Origin of the sequence: Arthrobacter sp. Bz4, from assembly GCF_003075455.1 — a bacterium.
In the GTDB taxonomy this organism is placed as follows: domain Bacteria; phylum Actinomycetota; class Actinomycetes; order Actinomycetales; family Micrococcaceae; genus Arthrobacter_D.
In genome coordinates, this window is sequence record NZ_QDAE01000018.1 from 14,332 (window position 1) to 30,547 (window position 16,216).

A 16,216-nucleotide genomic window follows, 5' to 3' on the forward strand; every position below is an offset into this window, starting at 1 on the left:
GAGCCAGCGAGATAAAATCTCCGGATGTGCCCGCCGTCATGGCTAGGTCGTCCACCGTTTGGCAGGATGGGGCAATGACTCGCGGAATATATGTCAGTGCCATGACTGAAGGCTCAGGTAAGTCCCTCATCTCTCTGGGGTTGGCGGACATGCTCCACCGGCATTCGGACCGGGTCGGGTTCTTCAGGCCCATCGTTGAAGGCGATGACGTGGAAGCGGACCCGATGGTCAACCTGATGCAGCGCTCATTCGATCTTCCGCCGGCACGCGCCCGCGGCGGTCTCACCCGCACCGAGGCGCGGGCCCTCCTGGTCAAAGGCCAGCGGGAAGAAATCGACACCCGGTGCGTCGCTATTTACAGCGAGATCGCGCGGGACTGCGACGTCATCATCGTCGAAGGCACCGACCTCAGCGGGCACGACGCCCCGCTCGAGTTCGACCTGAACGCTCGGCTCGCCAACAATCTCGGCGCCATGGTGCTGGCGGTTGTGAACGCCAAGGAGATGTCCGTGTCCGAAGCGGCCGACGCCGTCGACGTCGCCCGCCGCGAACTGGACGCCGCGCAGGTTTCGCTGCTGGCCATGATGGTCAACCGGGCGGCGGACGACGCCGTCGCTGAGATCAGCTCGCAGGTCCGCCCCGGGCGGTCCGGGCGTCCCGTGTATGTCATTCCGGAACTTGCGGAGATTTCCCGGCCCACCGTCGGCGAGGTAGCCCGCGCGCTCGGGGCCCGGCAGATTGCGGGTAGCCCCACCCTTGAACGGGACGTCGCGTCGATCAAGGTCGCCGCTATGAACGTCGGAAACTTTCTTCATAAGCTCACCGACGGGGCCCTGGTGATCGTCCCCGGAGATCGGGCCGACGTCATGGTGGCAACCCTTGCGTCCTCCTTCTCACCGGAATTCCCCGTGCCCTCCGGTCTGATCCTCACCGGTGGTCTCGCCCCTGATTCCACGATCCTTTCCCTGCTGGCGCAAGCGCCCTTCCCCGTTTTTACACTCGACGATGACACCTACACCGCAGCACGGCGGGTCAGTGAGGTGCGCGGGGAAATTGCGACCGGGTTGAAGCGCAAGGCGGCGGCGGCCCTCGGCGCCTGGGCCCGCCAGGTCGATGAGAAGGAGCTTCTTGAGCGGCTTGAACTCCCCCGGGCGCTCACCATGACGCCGCTGCGGTTCCTACACGACCTGATCGAGCGGGCACGGTCCCAGCGTCGCCACATCGTTCTCCCCGAGGGGGAGGACCTGAGGATCCTTCGGGCCGCCGAGATCCTGCACCGCCGGGACGTCTGCGATCTGACCATTCTCGGGCCAGAGACGAAGATCCGCGAGCTCGCGGCGGGGCAGGGCATCGACCTGTCCGGGCTCACCCTCGTTGATCCGGCCACGTCCGATTTGCGCGAAGAGTTCGCCGCCGAGTACGTGCGGCTACGGTCCCACAAGGGCGTGTCCATCGAAAATGCCCGGGAACGTATGCTCGAAGGCGCATACTTCGGAACCATGATGGTGCAGCTCGGGAAAGTGGATGGCATGGTCTCTGGGGCGGCGCACACCACCGCCAACACCATTCGGCCGGCGCTGGAGTTCGTGAAGACCAAGGAGGGTGTAAAGATCGTGTCCTCGGTCTTCTTGATGCTACTGAGCGACCGCGTACTGGTCTACGGCGACTGCGCCGTCAACCCCAATCCCAACGACGAGCAGCTCGCCGATATTGCGGTGGCCTCGGCGGAGACCGCTGAGCAGTTCGGCGTGGATCCACGGGTGGCCATGCTTTCCTACTCGACCGGCGAATCAGGTTCAGGCGGCGCAGTGGACGAAGTACGCCGAGCCACTGAGCTGGTGCGGGAATTGCGGCCAGAGCTTCCGGTGGAGGGCCCGATCCAGTACGACGCCGCCGTCGACGCCTCGGTCGCGAAGTCGAAGCTTCCCGGATCATCGGTCGCCGGTCAGGCTACCGTCTTCATCTTCCCCGACCTCAACACGGGCAACAACACGTACAAGGCAGTCCAGCAGTCGGCGGGCGCCGTGGCTGTGGGGCCGGTGCTGCAGGGCCTCCGGAAGCCGGTCAATGACCTTTCCCGCGGCTGCACCGTTGAAGATATCGTCAACACTGTGGCAATCACCGCCGTCCAGGCGCAGGACACCGGAGAGTGATTGGCAAAGGCGATCGACTGGTTCGGCTTACCGGACGCTGATCTCAGGAGGGAATGTCGCCAACGGTGCTGTATTTGCGCCGCCAGTCGCGGCCTTCCTCCCCGCCGTAGAGGGTCCAGTATTCGCGGCCTGAAGTGATAACGCCGTCGGCGACGGTCCAAATCGAGACAACACGGAAGATGCCAACGTCCTCCTGAGGCACCTGTACCTCGGACACGACGACGTCGCCAGCGTCGTAAACATTTAACACGTCAATGCTCCAGCCGTTCGGATGCTCTGAATTCACCGCAACTAGGTTGTCCTTGCCACGGATGATTTCGCGCGTGACGGGCCAGAAGACCTCCACGTTGTCGGCAAGTGTTCGTCCAACAGCGTTCCAGTCCCGGCTCCACACCGCCGACCAATACCGCCGGACCACCTCGGTAGCTTCCATACGCCGATGCTACTCGACTTGCCATCCACCTACATCGGAAATGGGTTGTTGCTGGTGCGCCAGTCGCCTGCTGAAGGACGCCACCGCACGACGTCAGCAGCCTCCAGTAGAGTTTCAGGCAGGAGGCACCATGATCATTCTTGTCATCAACTCGGGCTCATCATCGCTGAAGTATCAGGTACGCGACACCGGATCCGGCGAACGGTTAGCCGAAGGCACCGTGGAGCGGATCGGCGATCCCACCCACGGCGGTCCAGCCGACCACCAGGAGGCACTTGACCGGGTGACGGCCGATGTTGAAGTAGCGCTGCAGGGACAGGGCATTGACGCCGTCGGCCACCGGGTGGTGCACGGCGGCGAACGGTTCAGCGAACCGGTCCTGGTGGACAACGAGATCACGAGATCCATTGAACGCCTCAGCCCCTTGGCGCCCCTCCACAATCCGGCAAACGTTCAGGGCATCCGGGCGATAACCGCCAAATGGCCCAACATGCCGCAGGTCGCGGTTTTTGATACGGCCTTCCACCGCACCCTGCCCGAACCAGCCTGGCGGTATGCAGTCCCCGACGAGCTGTACACCAGGTTCGGGATCCGCCGCTATGGTTTCCACGGCACCTCAATTGGCTATGTCGCCCACCACGCAGCCGCCCTGCTGGGGTTGGCGCCCTCCGAGTTCACCGGAATCATTGCCCACCTGGGCAATGGTGCTTCCATCACCGCAGTCAGGTCGGGAGCCAGCATCGACACCTCCATGGGGTTCACACCGTTGGAGGGCCTGGTGATGGGGACCCGCTCCGGCGACATCGACCCATCGATCCTGCTGTTCCTGAGCAGGGAAGGCTACTCGGCCGATGATCTCGACCAGCTCCTCAACCGCGAATCCGGCCTGAAAGGGTTGACCGGGCAGAACGACATGCGTTCAGTCGTGGAGTCAGCGGCTGCCGGGGAGGTCAGGGCCGAGCTAGCCCTTGACCTCGCGTCTTACCGCCTCGCCAAGTACATCGGCGGATATCATGTGGCCGTCGGCGGCGCCCAGGCGCTGGTGTTCACCGCCGGCATCGGCGAGAACTCCTGGCAGTTCCGCGAGCGCGTGGTCAACAGATTGGGCGCGCTCAACGTCCACCTCGACGACGCCGAGAACCGTAAGAAGAGCTCGGCCCTCCGCCAGATCAGCACGGAGGAGTCTGCGTTCCCCGTGCTCGTTGTGCCCACCGACGAAGAGGCAGCAATCGCGGAGGCGACCGCCGCCGTCGTCGTCGGACGCTGACCTCGTCGCCGGTTCAGGGCATCCCAGCAAGCCGCGCCAACGCCGCCGCCACTGCACCGGCAACAACAACCACGAGGAATGGCGCGCGCAACAGCAGCGCAACCGCGGCAGCGGCCAAGGCCACAATCCTGGCATCGAGGGCCAGTTGCTGCCCCGAGGCGAACGTGTTGACGGCCGTGAGCGATGCGAGGAGCCCAATGGTCAGGGTGCCGGCAACCCGGGACATCCGCGGGTTATCCATCCACCGGGCCGGAACCAGATAGCCAGCGAGTTTGGTGAGAAACGCAAGCGCGCAGGCCAGCAGTATCCAGAACCACAGGTTCATCGGTGCTCTCTCTCCTCCGCGTAGGGGTCAATGTCGGGTTCCATACCTTCATCCGGGCGTCCATGACCAAACCAGCCGATTGCGCCGGCCACCGCGGCGGCAATCAGGATGGGCAGCCCGGGGGCAACCACGGGGACGACCGCTACCGTGACCAGCGCGCAGACCACAGCGATGGCGGCCGGCTCCCTGGTTCGGAGCCGCGGCCAGAGCAGGCCCAGGAATGCGGCGACTGCTGCACCATCGAGGCCCCAGCGCGCCGGGTCGCCCAGCGCGCCGCCGAGCAGCGCACCGGCGACGGTGAACATGTTCCACAACACGAACACACCGATTCCCGCGCTCCAGAACCCCCGTCGTCGTTCGTCCGGATCGGTCTGCCCGCTCGCGGTAGCTGCCGACTCGTCGACGGTGACCTGCGCGGCCACGAACCGTCGCCAGCCGGTGGGCCGCACCAGCGCGTTCATTTGCATGCCATACACCGCATTACGGATTCCCAGCAGCGAGGCGGCAGTCATCGCCGCGGCCCCGGTGCCGCCGCCTCCCACCACCCCGATGAAGGCAAATTGCGAGCCGCCGCTGAACAGCAGCAGGCTCAAGGCCATGGTCTGCCAGATGTCGAAGCCCGAGGTGACTGACAGCGCACCAAAAGAAAGCCCGTACAGCCCCGTGGCGACCGAGATTGAGAGACCAACCCGAACGGCGGGCGACTGCAGATATTTCACCAAGTCAGCGTAGGGCTCCGGCGGGCAATCGGCCACTTGGCTTTCAATCCGGGTCAATCAGAGCAATACTAAAGATAGTCAGCTTACTTACTACCAACTGGAGTGTGCATCATGAAGGCAGTAACATGGCAAGGCCGTCGCACCGTCAGCGTTGAACAAGTCCCGGATCCCGTCATCCAGGAACCCACCGACGCGATCGTCCGCATCACCTCCTCGGCAATCTGCGGGTCCGACCTGCACTTGTACGAAGTGTTGACCCCCTACATGCACAAGAACGATGTGTTGGGTCACGAGCCAATGGGATAGTCCAGGAGGTTGGTAGCGCCGTTACCAACCTGCGCCCTGGAGACCGCGTCGTGATCCCGTTCAACATTTCCTGTGGTCACTGCTGGATGTGTGTCCGCGGGCTGCAGTCGCAGTGTGAAACCACTCAGGTCCGCGAACAGGGTTCCGGGGCCAGCCTGCTCGGCTTCTCCGAACTCTACGGTTCGGTGCCCGGTGGCCAGGCGGAATTCCTGCGCGTCCCCCACGCCGACTACGGGTCGGTCAAGGTCGGCCACGAACTACCTGACGAGCGGTACCTGTACCTCTCTGACATCCTCCCCACTGCATGGCAGGGCGTGAAGTACGCTGACGTGCCCGACGGCGGCACCCTCGCCGTCTTCGGTCTCGGGCCGGTGGGGCAGTTCGCCGCACGGATCGGACGCCATTTCGGACAGCGGGTCATCGCCGTCGAGCCTGTCGCGGAACGACGTGCGATGGCTGAACGCCACGGCATTGAGACCCTCGACTTCACGAAAGATATCGGCGACGAGCTGCGGGAAATGACCGACGGGCGCGGCCCGGACGCGGTAGTGGACGCCGTCGGCATGGAATCCCACGACTCCCCACTGGGCGCCTTTGCCCAGAACGCGGTCAACATGCTCCCGGAAGCCCTCGCCAAGAAGGCAATGGAAACCGCCGGGGTCGACCGTCTCACGGTCCTGCACGCTGCGATTGACTCGGTGCGCCGCGGCGGAACCATCTCCCTCAGCGGCGTCTACGGCGGAACAGCAAGCCCCATGCCCCTGCTGAACATGTTCGACAAGCAGATCCAGACCCGCATGGGGCAATGCAACGTGCGCAACTGGACCGACGAACTGCTGCCCATCGTCGAGGACCCCTCCGATCCGCTGGGTGTGATGGATCTGATGACCCACACCATCGGCATCGACGAGGCGCCAGCCGCCTACGAGAAGTTCCAGAAGAAGCAGGACGGCTGCATCAAGGTGATCATCCGCCCCTAGTTAGAGGCCGTCTGGCGCAGAAAAGTGCCGGCCCCGCAGAGCCGCTGTTACGCAACAGCGAACCTGCGGGGCCGGCACTTTTTCGTGGAGATTTCGGCGATGGACGCCCTAGAGCGAGCCGCTGTGCACCCCATGAATGGCATCGGCGGCACGCACCAAGGCCAGGTGCGAGAAGGCCTGCGGGTAATTGCCAGCCATCCGTAAACTGTCGGTGTCGTATTCCTCGGCGAGCAGGCCCAGGCCGTTGGCATAGCCCACCAACTGGTTCATCAGCCGCTTGGCATCGTCAATCCTGCCGGACCTGGCGTACTGTTCCACCAGCCAGAAGGAGCAGGCGAGGAAGGGGTGTTCGCCCGGTTCCAGTCCGTCCATACCGGCTTCGGTGCGGTACCTCAGCAGCAGCCCTTGTTCGTTGGCCAGCTCTTTCTCCAATCGGGCCACGGTACCGAGCATCCGGGGATCGTCGTAGTCCAGGAAGCCAACCTGCGGGAGTTGCAGCAGGGAAGCGTCAACCTCGGGGCTGCCGTAGGTCTGAGTGAAGGAGTTGATAGTGGTGTCGAAACCCTTTTCCAGGATGTTTTCGCGAAGCCGGTCACGAAGTTCCGCCCAGCGTTCTGCGTGGCCTTCAAGCCCATGCTCACGGACGGCTCGCACTCCGCGATCGAAGGCGGCCCACATCATCACCCGGGAATGGGTGAAGTACTTCAGCTCACCGCGCATCTCCCAGATGCCGTGATCGGGATCGTCGAAATGGTTCTCGGCGAAGCTCAGCAGGGCGCGCTGCAGGGGCCAGGAAAAGCTGTCCTCCAGCACTCCCCTGTTACGGAGCTTCTCCAGCACCACCATGACCTCGCCGACGACGTCTGCCTGGTACTGGTCGACGGCCCCATTGCCAACCCGGACCGGGGTGGACGCTTCGTAGCCGGGCAGGTGATGGAGGATCTTCTCCGGCAGCTCGCGCTCCCCACCAACGCCGTACATGATCTGCAGGTCCTCCGGGTCGCCGGCGACGGCACGCAGCAGCCAGTTGCGCCATTCCAGCGCCTCCTCCTGGTACCCGTGGGTCATCATCGCCTCAAGAGTGAGCGCCGCGTCGCGCAGCCAGCAGAAGCGGTAGTCCCAGTTCCGGGCGCCGCCGAAGTGCTCGGGCAGCGAGGTGGTGGGGGCGGCCACAATCCCGCCGGTGTCCTCGTGTGTCAGTGCTCGCAGGACGAGCAGCGAGCGTTTGACGATGGGATCGTACTCCCCCTGCTGCTCAAAGCTGGCGGCCCAACCGGCCCAGTAATCAATCGTTTCCCGGAGAGCGATATCGACGTTGATGGGCTCGGGCATGGGCCGGTAGGAGGGATACCAGACAAGTTCGAGGTCGACGGTTTCTCCTGCGGCAACAGTGAACTCGCCTTCGTGTCGGCGGTGGGAGGCGTGCGGCAGGTGCTCACCGCGCAGCGCCAGGGCGTCGGGGCCCGCAATCGCCGAGATGGCCTCGCCGCTTTCATCGGTTTGCCTGCTGACCCAGGGGAGGATCTTGCCGTAGCCGAAGCGGACCACCAGTTCCTGGCGCATCGGCACAGTGCCGCTCAGCCCTTGAATCCTCCGCACCAAGGACGCGCGGCGGTCGCCGACCGGCATGAAGTCGGTGACCTGGACGTCCCCGGCGTCGGTGTGCCAGCGGGTCGCCATCACAAAGGTGGAGTCAATGTAGCGCCACTCCACGACCTCGGCGGAGCCCGCACCGGGGGCGGGAGCGATCGCCCATCGACCGTGGTCCTGCTCGCCCAGCAGCGCGGAGAACAAAGAATCAGAATCAAACCGGGGGAAGCACAGCCAATCCACGCTCCCGGTCTTGGAAATCAGCGCGCCAGTGTGCATGTCGGAAACGAGTGAGTAGTCTTCGATCGGAGATTGCATGATTCAACTCAATCACATTCGCCTCCGGACTCCCCTGATCCTGGCGGCCACTATCGCGGCTCGCGTCATGGCTGCGGGCGCGTGCCATCCAGTTGTGCACGGACCGCCGCGGGACGGTTGGTGGTGATTTCCTGGATGCCCAATTCACGCATGAGTTCGACGTCGTCGGCGTCGTCGACCGTCCACACACGTAGCCGGATCCCCTCGGCCAGCCAGCGGCGCACTCTGGCTGGATGCGTCCTCACGTAGTCAATCCCGGGGCCCGCCATGCCCGCCGAGTGCGAATCAATGTTCCGCTCTCCGTCGTTGAGCGCCCGGCGGAGCAGCCCGATAACCGCGGCCGCGGTCAGCGCACCCAGATGCAGCTCAGCCCGCAATTCGATGGGCCGCACGTCGGAGACCAGCTGGCAGACGATATGCGATGGCACCTTCTCGAGCAGGTGCCTCACGGAGTCGGGGTTGAAGCTCATGAAGCTGATACTCACGTTGGCGAGAGTTGAACTAACCGGATCCCACCCCTGTTGCATCAAAAAGGTGATCAGCTTCTCTTCGAGTTTGAGCCCAAAGGGGCTGGGGTGCTTGAGTTCGATGGCAAGGGAGACGTCCCGGTCCGCCGCCAACAGCAGGTCCAACAGGTCCCCCAGCGAGAGGAACTGGTCGGCGATCCCCCCATATTGAGGGGGGATGGTGGCACCCTTCCACGACGCAAAATCGAGATCCCGCAGTTCCCGCAGCGTATGGTCCGCAACGTCACCGGTTCCGCTTGAGGTCCTGTCGAGGGTGGAATCATGAATACATACCAGCTGCTGATCACGCGTCATGTGGATATCGCATTCGACGCCGTCGGTTCCCTCAGCGAGCGCCTGGAGGTAAGCGGCGCGGGTATGTTCGGCGAACTGGTGGCTGGCGCCGCGGTGGGCGAAAATTGTGTACACCACGCCCCATCCCGTCGGCAACCAGCATCTACCTGATACCGTACGCGAAATTGGCCAGCCCGGCGTGACTTACCCGGCCATACGCTGCTTTACTGGCTCAGACGGATGCACCCGCCTGGGGCACCGTAACCCCCGGAGGATCCTTGAGCTCTCACCTAGCCGGCACTGACGCAGAACGGGCCGCCGGGCTGCGGCGCATGAAAGTGGTTGCCACCGGGCTGCTCGGTGTCATGGCGCTGATCTTCATTGTCGCGTTTGCACTGCAGGACCAGTATCCCTGGTTGCAGTATGTACGCGCCGCTGCTGAAGGCGGCATGGTCGGCGCCCTGGCGGACTGGTTCGCTGTGACCGCACTCTTCAAACATCCAATGGGCGTCAAAATCCCCCACACAGCCATCATCCCTCGCAAGAAGGACCAGATTGGGGCGTCACTGGGCCAATTTGTCGAGGATAACTTCCTCTCCGAGACGGTGGTGCAACAAAAATTGGCATCGGTGGGAATCGCGCAGAAGGCAGGTGCGTGGCTGGCCACTCCCGGAGGCGCGGATCGGGTAGCCGTTGAGGGAGCAGCCTTGATTCGGGGCGCGTTCACCGTGCTCGACGACGATGCGGTGCAATCCGTGATCGAGTCGATGGTCCGGAAACACCTGCTCACGCCACCCTGGGGGCCGCCGGCAGGGAAAATTGCCGAGCGGATCTTCGAGGACGGCCATCACCATCAGCTGGTGGACCTCCTGGTGGACCGTGCCGCCGACTGGGTGGACACCAACTATGACCTCGTCTCAGGCCTGGTTTCGCAGCGATCCCCCACCTGGGTGCCCCAGTTCGTGGACGGCCTCGTGGGGGACAAGGTGTACGTGGAGCTGACCAAGTTTATGCGTGCTGTTCAGACCAACCCCAACCATGATGTGCGGCTGGCCCTGGATAAATATCTCAAGGACCTGGCTCAGGACCTGCAGCACGACCCGGTGGTAATCGCCAAGGCCGAAGGCATCAAGGCGCAGGTGTTGGGCGACCCCCAGGTGCGCGATCTGGCGGCTCGCACCTGGACCACCATCAAAAAGGCCCTGATGGAAGCTGTCGACGACTCCGATAGCGAGCTGACCCGCAATTTCAAGACAGCGGTCCGGGACTTCGGTCGCCGGTTGTCCACGGACGCGGAGCTGGCTGGAAAGGTTGACCGGTGGATTGCCGATGGGGCGGGCTATCTGGTGCGCACCTACCGCAGCGACATTGCGGCAATCATCACCGAGACCGTTGGCCGCTGGGACGCGGTCGAGACCTCACAGAAGATCGAACTGCAGATTGGAAAGGACCTGCAGTTCATCAGGATCAACGGCACCGTGGTCGGTTCCCTGGCGGGCCTGCTGATCTTCAGCGTCGCCCACGCCGTCTTCGGGTAACCCGGCACGGGTCAGCACACGGAGCGGCTACCCCTGGTCAGCTATCCAGGTCCTTCAGGAGCTCGCCTGGGACCACACTGGGTGCGGGGCCGAAAGCCTGAGCGGTTGCGGTAATCACCGCCCGTCCCATCATGTGGTTACCGGCTCCACCGACGACAGCCCCAATACCGAAGGGGAGAGCCCTACCCAGCAGAGCGCCGCCCTGCTTGGCCAGCATTTTACGTACGAAGCGTCTCCGGATGCTGTGGCCGATGGTACGCGCAATCGGTGAGGACACGCTTCCTCCCAGGACCGTCCCCCAGTGCTCTGACGCTCCACTGCCCGAGCCGCGGAGCACCGACTGAATCAGCGCGAGGCCCTCCTCGCCCATGAGGATGGCCATCACGAGGGTCCGCGCCCGCTCCGGATCTCCAGTCTGGACGCCGTGAAGTTCGGCAATGGATTGGGCGTACAACGCCGTGGCTTCAAGAAAGCCGACGGTTGCCGCAGCTGAAAGACCCAAAGATGCAATTGTGCCGACGGCGGGCACCACTGCGGTTGCTCCCACCGCTGCGCCGGTGACGGTGATGACTGCCAGATAATGGCGTTCAAGGTCAGCGCTTATCTCAGCTGCAGTGGCCTGCGGATTCTTTGCATACATCCGGCGCAGATTTGCCAACACGAGAGGCCGTTGCACCTCGATGGCTCGCTCAATGGTGCGCTGGATGCCCGGTTTCGGTTTTCCCTCCTTGTCGAAGAGCGCCCCATTGGCCATCCTGGATGCCGGATTGAGATTAGGCAGTTTCATGGCTGGTTTCCTTCACTTGAAAGCGGTTAACGCGGAACATAAGGCCCGAAATACATTGCGACAAAAAACGCCGCCGGGTTTCCCCGACGGCGCTTTGTTGTGCAGCGTCTAAATTACGCGCGTGACTTGCGGCCGGTGATGGCGCCGTAAACAACCAGCACGATCAGCGCACCGCCGATAGCGAGAAGCCATGACTCAAGCGAGAAGAATTCGTTCATGTCAGCACCGAACAGCGCGCTGCCGATGAAGCCGCCGAGCAGGGCACCAACTACACCCAGTACGAGTGTGATGATCCATCCGCCACCCTGGCGACCGGGAAGGATGAGCTTGGCGATTGCGCCAGCGATAAGGCCTAGAAGAAGGAATGCGAAGAAACCCATGAAGTACTCCTTGTGATCGAGTCTTGTCTACGAGTGATACGTATAACAAAAGTGCTGTAATGCAGGATGTCCCTACACAAGCTTCCAACCATCCTACTTCATCAGCGTGCTTAGCTTTCAATTAAAGCGGTGCTGAGTTCATTAAACCCCCTGTGCACCATCTTTCAATAGGCCACGCCGGTGTTGATTTGATAACACTTGACTCGCCAGCTGGCACGGCGCGACGGCCGCTAATCCGCTAGTTAACGAGCATAAACCGGAACAACAGTAAGCTGATCACTACGTTAAGGCCGAAAAGCCAACTGTTCACCAGTTTCACCCCCGCTGGCCAATTCGTCGCGGGATGCCCTTTATCGAAGGAGTAGTAGACCAAATGAGAATCGGTTCTTCAATCGTACTTATTGCACTGGGTGCAATTCTTGCTTTCGCAGTCGCTGACGTCGTGGACTTCATCGACCTCACTCTGGTGGGCTACATCCTGATGGGTGTCGGAGTGCTTGGGCTCATTATTTCACTCGTAATGAACGCACCCCGCAGTCAGCGTCGGGTCACTGAATCCCGTTCAGTCCAGGACCCCAACACAGGCGAGACAGTCACCCGAAACGAAACACGCGACGGCGGCATCTAACAGTACCCGCCGAGAGAAGCGCCACCGGCCCGGCCGATGGCGCTTTTTTCTGCCAAAAAATGATTGACAAACAAAGATAAACACAGATATAGTCACTCAATCAGACATTTATTGTGATGGTAGTCACCGCCGCAAGGAGGCCGCAGTGTTCGCCGAAGAACGCCATAGCAAGATCGCCACAATCGCCCTAGCCGAAGGCGCGTCAGCGTCGCCGAACTAGCTGAACGCTTTAACATCACCAGGGAGACAGTCCGGCGCGACCTGGCACTGCTCGAAGATGCTGGGGTGTTGCGCCGGGTCCATGGGGGCGCGGTCACAGGTGGCTACAGCAGCACCAGTGAATTGAGCCTAAACAGCCGCGCAGGCCAACATCAGAACGAAAAGGCACGCATCGCCAAGGCCGCCCTCGCCATGATTCCCGACGCCGGATCAATAGTCCTCGATGCTGGCACCACTACCGGTCACCTCGCCGAACTGTTGGCACACGAGGCCAGAGCCGGCCTCGTGGTCATCACCCACGCCGTTCCCATCGCTCAGTCGATTGCGTCCTCCAATCTGCACCTTGAACTGGTCGGCGGGAGGGTGCGGGGCCTCACGAGCGCCGCTGTCGGGAGCCACACCATCGATCGTTTTCACGGCTACCGCCCCGATATCGCCTTCATCGGGGCGAACGGCGTTCACTCGACCTTTGGACTGAGCACACCCGACCCCGACGAAGCTGCAGTCAAAACCGCCATAGTCAGGTCGGCGCGCCGCGTCATCGCGGTGGTGGACGCGTCGAAACTGGAGCAGGAAACTCTCGTCGGCTTCGCTTCCCTGACCGACATTGACACCCTGGTTACCGACCGGACACCCCCCTCCGTCCTGGCCGCAGCTCTGGCCGACGCTGACGTAGAGGTGGTGGTCGCGTGATCATCACCCTGACGGTAAATCCCAGCCTCGATCGGACTGTTGAACTTGCCGATGAACTGATGCGCGGTGGCGTGCAGCGTGCCACCAACGCGCATCAGGAATCCGGGGGCAAAGGCGTCAACGTCTGCCGCGCCCTCAATGCCTCAGGCGTGGCGTCGACAGCTGTGCTCCCTGGAGATCCCGACGACCCGGTGCTCGCAGGCCTCCGCGCCGCTGGCGTACCGTTCCGGAACGTACCGATCGGCACCCCACTGCGCAGCAACATCACCCTCACGGAACCTGACGGCACCACCACCAAAATCAATGAGCCCGGGCCGGCCCTCGGATCGACCGAGCTTGCCCACCTGCTGGAAACGGTGGTCTCTGAATGCTCCGGCGCTGCCTGGCTGGTTCTGGCCGGTTCGCTCCCGCCGGGAGTCCCGACCACGTTCTACGCGACAGTGATCCAGGCGGTCAGGGCGCGCTACCCCGACAACCCACCACTGATCGCTGTCGATTCCTCCGGTGCGCCCCTCATCGACACCCTTGCGGCAAACGTTTTGCCGGATCTGCTGAAACCAAACGCCGAAGAGCTTGCCGAACTGAGCGGCGTGGCCGACGGCGACGCCCTTGAGGCCGACTCCACCCTCGCCGCCTCAGCTGCGGCAGCTTTGGTGGGCGCAGGAGTCGGCACTGTCCTCGCGACACTCGGAGCACGGGGCGCCCTTCTGGTGACCGCCGCTGAGGCATGGGAAGCGACTCACCCACCGGTCGCCGCGCGGTCCACCGTCGGGGCGGGTGACTCGGCCCTTGCCGGCTACCTCCTGGCACACACTGCTGGCGGAACGCCCGAGCAGAGCCTCCGCCAGGCGGTGGCCCACGGATCAGCCGCCGCTGCGCTGCCCGGTTCAACAGTTCCAGCTCTCAATCAAACGACTCCGGAGGCCGTCACCACCCGGCGGCTTCCCCTCCACAACGCACCAACCGACACACCGCTCAATGCACCACTTCCAAAGGAGGAAGATCAATGGCACAGCTGATAACCACCGACCTGGTCACACTGGATCAGGATTTGGGTTCTGACCGTCAGCAGGTGATCCGCCGACTCGCGGATCAGGTTGCTGCCACCGGCAGGGCAACCGGCGCTGACGGACTTTACGCCGATGCACTGGCCCGGGAAGAGAAGACCGCCACGGGTATACCGGGCGGCATCGCTATCCCCCACTGCCGGTCAACCTCGGTCACCGAGCCCACCCTCGCAATGGCCAGGCTTAACCCCGCCGTAGACTTCGGCGCCAAGGACGGCCCCGCCGATCTCGTGTTCTTCATCGCGGCCCCCGACGGCGCTGACCAGGAACACCTGCAGCTGCTCTCCAAACTGGCGCGATCGCTGATCAAAAAAGATTTCACTGCGGCCCTTCGCGCCGCGGCAACGCCCCAGGACATCGTTGACCTTGTTCAGGGTGCCCTCGACGCCGGTCCTCGCAAGAGCGCCCAGCCCGCCGACGCACTGTCCACAGCGGCATCAGGAAGCACTCCCGGAGAATCAACCGCGGCGCCCACCGGCACCCCACCATCGGCACCTCGCCGGCTCGTCGCCGTAACCGCGTGCCCCACCGGCATTGCCCACACCTATATGGCCGCCGATTCCCTGGTCGCCGCAGCCAAGGAGCGCGGGGTCGATCTTCAGGTCGAAACCCAGGGTTCCTCTGGCGCCACACCCCTCCCGCCGGAGGTGATCGCGGCTGCCGATGCGGTGATCTTCGCTGTCGACGTCGACGTGCGGGACAGGAACCGTTTCGCCGGGAAGCCAGTTATCACCTCACCGGTCAAGCGCGGCATCGACGAACCCGGTGTCATGGTCGACGAGGCGCTCGCTGCCGCTGACAACCCCAACGCACGACGCGTGCAGGGGTCAACCGACTCCGAGTCACAGCAGACCGACGACGGCGGCGGCGGCGAGGGTGTGGGGCGTCAACTCAAGCGGGCACTCCTCACCGGCGTCAGCTACATGATCCCCTTTGTTGCAGGTGGCGGTCTCCTGATTGCACTTGGCTTCCTCCTCGCCGGCTACGAAATCGCGCTGTCGAATGATGAGGGCGTGGGTAACGGCGACGCGATGCTCGCCCAGTACACCCTGCTCAACCTGCCACCAGAGGGCCTTGCGGTCTTCCTCGGCGCGGTTTTCTTCAAGATCGGAGCCCTGTCGATGGGCTTCCTGATCCCGGCCCTCGCTGGTTACATTGCCTACGCACTGGCGGACCGGCCAGGTATCGCACCGGGCTTTGTCGCTGGCGCAGTGGCAGGCTTTATGGGCGCCGGGTTCCTGGGCGGCATCGTCGGCGGTCTGCTGGCGGGCTACGTCGCCATGATGATCGGACGGATCAAGGTGCCACGCTGGCTCCGAAGCCTGATGCCGGTGGTCATCATTCCGCTACTCGCCTCTATCGCGGCTTCAGGTTTGATGATCCTGGTTCTCGGCGGACCAATCGCCTCGCTGACCAACGCTTTGAACGACTGGCTTTCCGGCATGACCGGCGCGGCAGCGGTCCTCCTTGGGGTAATCCTGGGACTCATGATGGCCATCGACCTGGGCGGACCAATCAACAAGGTCGCCTACTCATTCGCCGTCGCCGGTCTCGGAGCGGGAGCCGTCGCCAACCAGGCGCCGTGGCAGATCATGGCCGCTGTAATGGCAGCCGGCATGGTCCCACCCCTGGCCATGGCACTCGCCACCGTCCTGGACCGCCGCCGCTTCTCAGTGGCCGAGCGGGAGAACGGCAAGGCAGCCTGGTTGTTGGGTGCGGCCTTCATCTCCGAAGGTGCGATTCCGTTCGCAGCGGTCGACCCATTGCGTGTCATTCCCGCCAGCATGCTCGGCTCGGCGGTGACCGGAGCCATCGTAATGGGCTCCGGTGTCACCTCTCAGGCACCTCACGGCGGCATCTTCGTCTTCTTTGCCATCGGGAATGTCGCTATGTTTGTGTTGGCTATCATTGCGGGCACCATCATTTCGGCTCTCACTGTGGTGGCTCTGAAGCGCTTCGCCACGCGGAAGACCGAAGACACCCCCGTCATCGAGACGGTCGCCGCCTAACCGA

The 16,216-nt window shown here is 63.3% G+C and carries 14 protein-coding genes and 2 pseudogenes; 9 read left to right on the top strand and 7 right to left on the bottom strand.

The features are described 5' to 3' along the window. The first annotated feature begins 74 nt into the window (after nt 1-74). Nucleotides 75-2,153, top strand: coding sequence for a phosphate acetyltransferase (gene pta / locus DDA93_RS12625; RefSeq protein ID WP_024477019.1), 2,079 nt, complete (start codon nt 75-77; stop codon nt 2,151-2,153). A 43-nt stretch (nt 2,154-2,196) separates the two neighbouring features. Here the strand turns inward: pta and DDA93_RS12630 are convergent, their stop codons facing one another. After that, nucleotides 2,197-2,586 carry a nuclear transport factor 2 family protein gene (locus tag DDA93_RS12630; protein ID WP_019483934.1) on the bottom strand — a complete coding sequence of 130 codons (390 nt, stop codon included), beginning with the start codon at nt 2,584-2,586 and terminating at the stop codon, nt 2,197-2,199. 130 nt (nt 2,587-2,716) lie between these two features. Here DDA93_RS12630 and DDA93_RS12635 point away from each other — a divergent pair, with 130 nt between their 5' ends. Next, a complete protein-coding gene (locus DDA93_RS12635) occupies nt 2,717-3,853 on the top strand; it encodes an acetate kinase (RefSeq protein ID WP_019483935.1) in 1,137 nt (378 codons plus the stop codon). A 13-nt stretch (nt 3,854-3,866) separates the two neighbouring features. Here the strand turns inward: DDA93_RS12635 and DDA93_RS12640 are convergent, their stop codons facing one another. Continuing rightward, nucleotides 3,867-4,178, bottom strand: coding sequence for an AzlD domain-containing protein (locus DDA93_RS12640; protein ID WP_019483936.1), 312 nt, complete (start codon nt 4,176-4,178; stop codon nt 3,867-3,869). Next, a complete protein-coding gene (locus DDA93_RS12645) occupies nt 4,175-4,897 on the bottom strand; it encodes an AzlC family ABC transporter permease (RefSeq protein WP_024477018.1) in 723 nt (240 codons plus the stop codon). Before DDA93_RS12645 ends, DDA93_RS12640 begins: the two co-directional genes overlap by 4 nt. A 111-nt stretch (nt 4,898-5,008) precedes the next feature. Here DDA93_RS12645 and DDA93_RS16845 point away from each other — a divergent pair. Beyond that, a pseudogene (locus tag DDA93_RS16845) lies at nt 5,009-5,370 on the top strand (alcohol dehydrogenase catalytic domain-containing protein); the annotation flags it as partial. A 204-nt stretch (nt 5,371-5,574) separates the two neighbouring features. After that, on the top strand, nt 5,575-6,183 hold the full coding sequence (locus tag DDA93_RS16850; RefSeq protein ID WP_243400623.1) for a zinc-binding dehydrogenase: 609 nt from the start codon (nt 5,575-5,577) through the stop codon (nt 6,181-6,183). Between the two features lie 108 nt (nt 6,184-6,291). Here DDA93_RS16850 and DDA93_RS12655 read toward each other — a convergent pair whose 3' ends face one another. After that, on the bottom strand, nt 6,292-8,091 hold the full coding sequence (locus tag DDA93_RS12655) for a glycoside hydrolase family 15 protein (protein ID WP_019483939.1): 1,800 nt from the start codon (nt 8,089-8,091) through the stop codon (nt 6,292-6,294). 65 nt (nt 8,092-8,156) lie between these two features. Continuing rightward, nucleotides 8,157-9,029: a glycerophosphodiester phosphodiesterase family protein gene (locus tag DDA93_RS12660; protein WP_019483940.1), complete on the bottom strand. Its 873-nt coding sequence runs from the start codon at nt 9,027-9,029 to the stop codon at nt 8,157-8,159. Nucleotides 9,030-9,223: 194 nt separating this feature from the next. On the opposite strand from DDA93_RS12660, the gene DDA93_RS12665 reads away from it, so the two are divergent. Next, the gene (locus tag DDA93_RS12665; RefSeq protein ID WP_083850972.1) at nt 9,224-10,429 is read left to right on the top strand and encodes a DUF445 domain-containing protein; all 1,206 of its coding nucleotides are present in this window, start codon (nt 9,224-9,226) and stop codon (nt 10,427-10,429) included. Nucleotides 10,430-10,466: 37 nt separating this feature from the next. Here DDA93_RS12665 and DDA93_RS12670 read toward each other — a convergent pair whose 3' ends face one another. Then, nucleotides 10,467-11,216 (bottom strand): hypothetical protein, encoded by a 750-nt coding sequence (locus tag DDA93_RS12670; RefSeq protein ID WP_019483942.1) that lies wholly within the window; start codon nt 11,214-11,216, stop codon nt 10,467-10,469. A 113-nt stretch (nt 11,217-11,329) separates the two neighbouring features. Beyond that, nucleotides 11,330-11,596 (bottom strand): GlsB/YeaQ/YmgE family stress response membrane protein, encoded by a 267-nt coding sequence (locus DDA93_RS12675; RefSeq protein ID WP_019483943.1) that lies wholly within the window; start codon nt 11,594-11,596, stop codon nt 11,330-11,332. Between the two features lie 373 nt (nt 11,597-11,969). On the opposite strand from DDA93_RS12675, the gene DDA93_RS12680 reads away from it, so the two are divergent. The 4 genes and pseudogenes from DDA93_RS12680 to DDA93_RS12695 all read left to right on the top strand — a co-directional run bounded on the left by DDA93_RS12680 (nt 11,970) and on the right by DDA93_RS12695 (nt 16,212). After that, the gene (locus DDA93_RS12680) at nt 11,970-12,224 is read left to right on the top strand and encodes a DUF6458 family protein (RefSeq protein WP_019483945.1); all 255 of its coding nucleotides are present in this window, start codon (nt 11,970-11,972) and stop codon (nt 12,222-12,224) included. A 145-nt stretch (nt 12,225-12,369) separates the two neighbouring features. Continuing rightward, nucleotides 12,370-13,136, top strand: a pseudogene (locus DDA93_RS12685) (DeoR/GlpR family DNA-binding transcription regulator). Continuing rightward, the gene (locus DDA93_RS12690) at nt 13,133-14,155 is read left to right on the top strand and encodes a 1-phosphofructokinase family hexose kinase (protein WP_019483947.1); all 1,023 of its coding nucleotides are present in this window, start codon (nt 13,133-13,135) and stop codon (nt 14,153-14,155) included. Before DDA93_RS12685 ends, DDA93_RS12690 begins: the two are co-directional and overlap by 4 nt. Beyond that, nucleotides 14,143-16,212 carry a fructose-specific PTS transporter subunit EIIC gene (locus DDA93_RS12695; protein WP_019483948.1) on the top strand — a complete coding sequence of 690 codons (2,070 nt, stop codon included), beginning with the start codon at nt 14,143-14,145 and terminating at the stop codon, nt 16,210-16,212. Before DDA93_RS12690 ends, DDA93_RS12695 begins: the two co-directional genes overlap by 13 nt. Nucleotides 16,213-16,216: the final 4 nt, after the last annotated feature.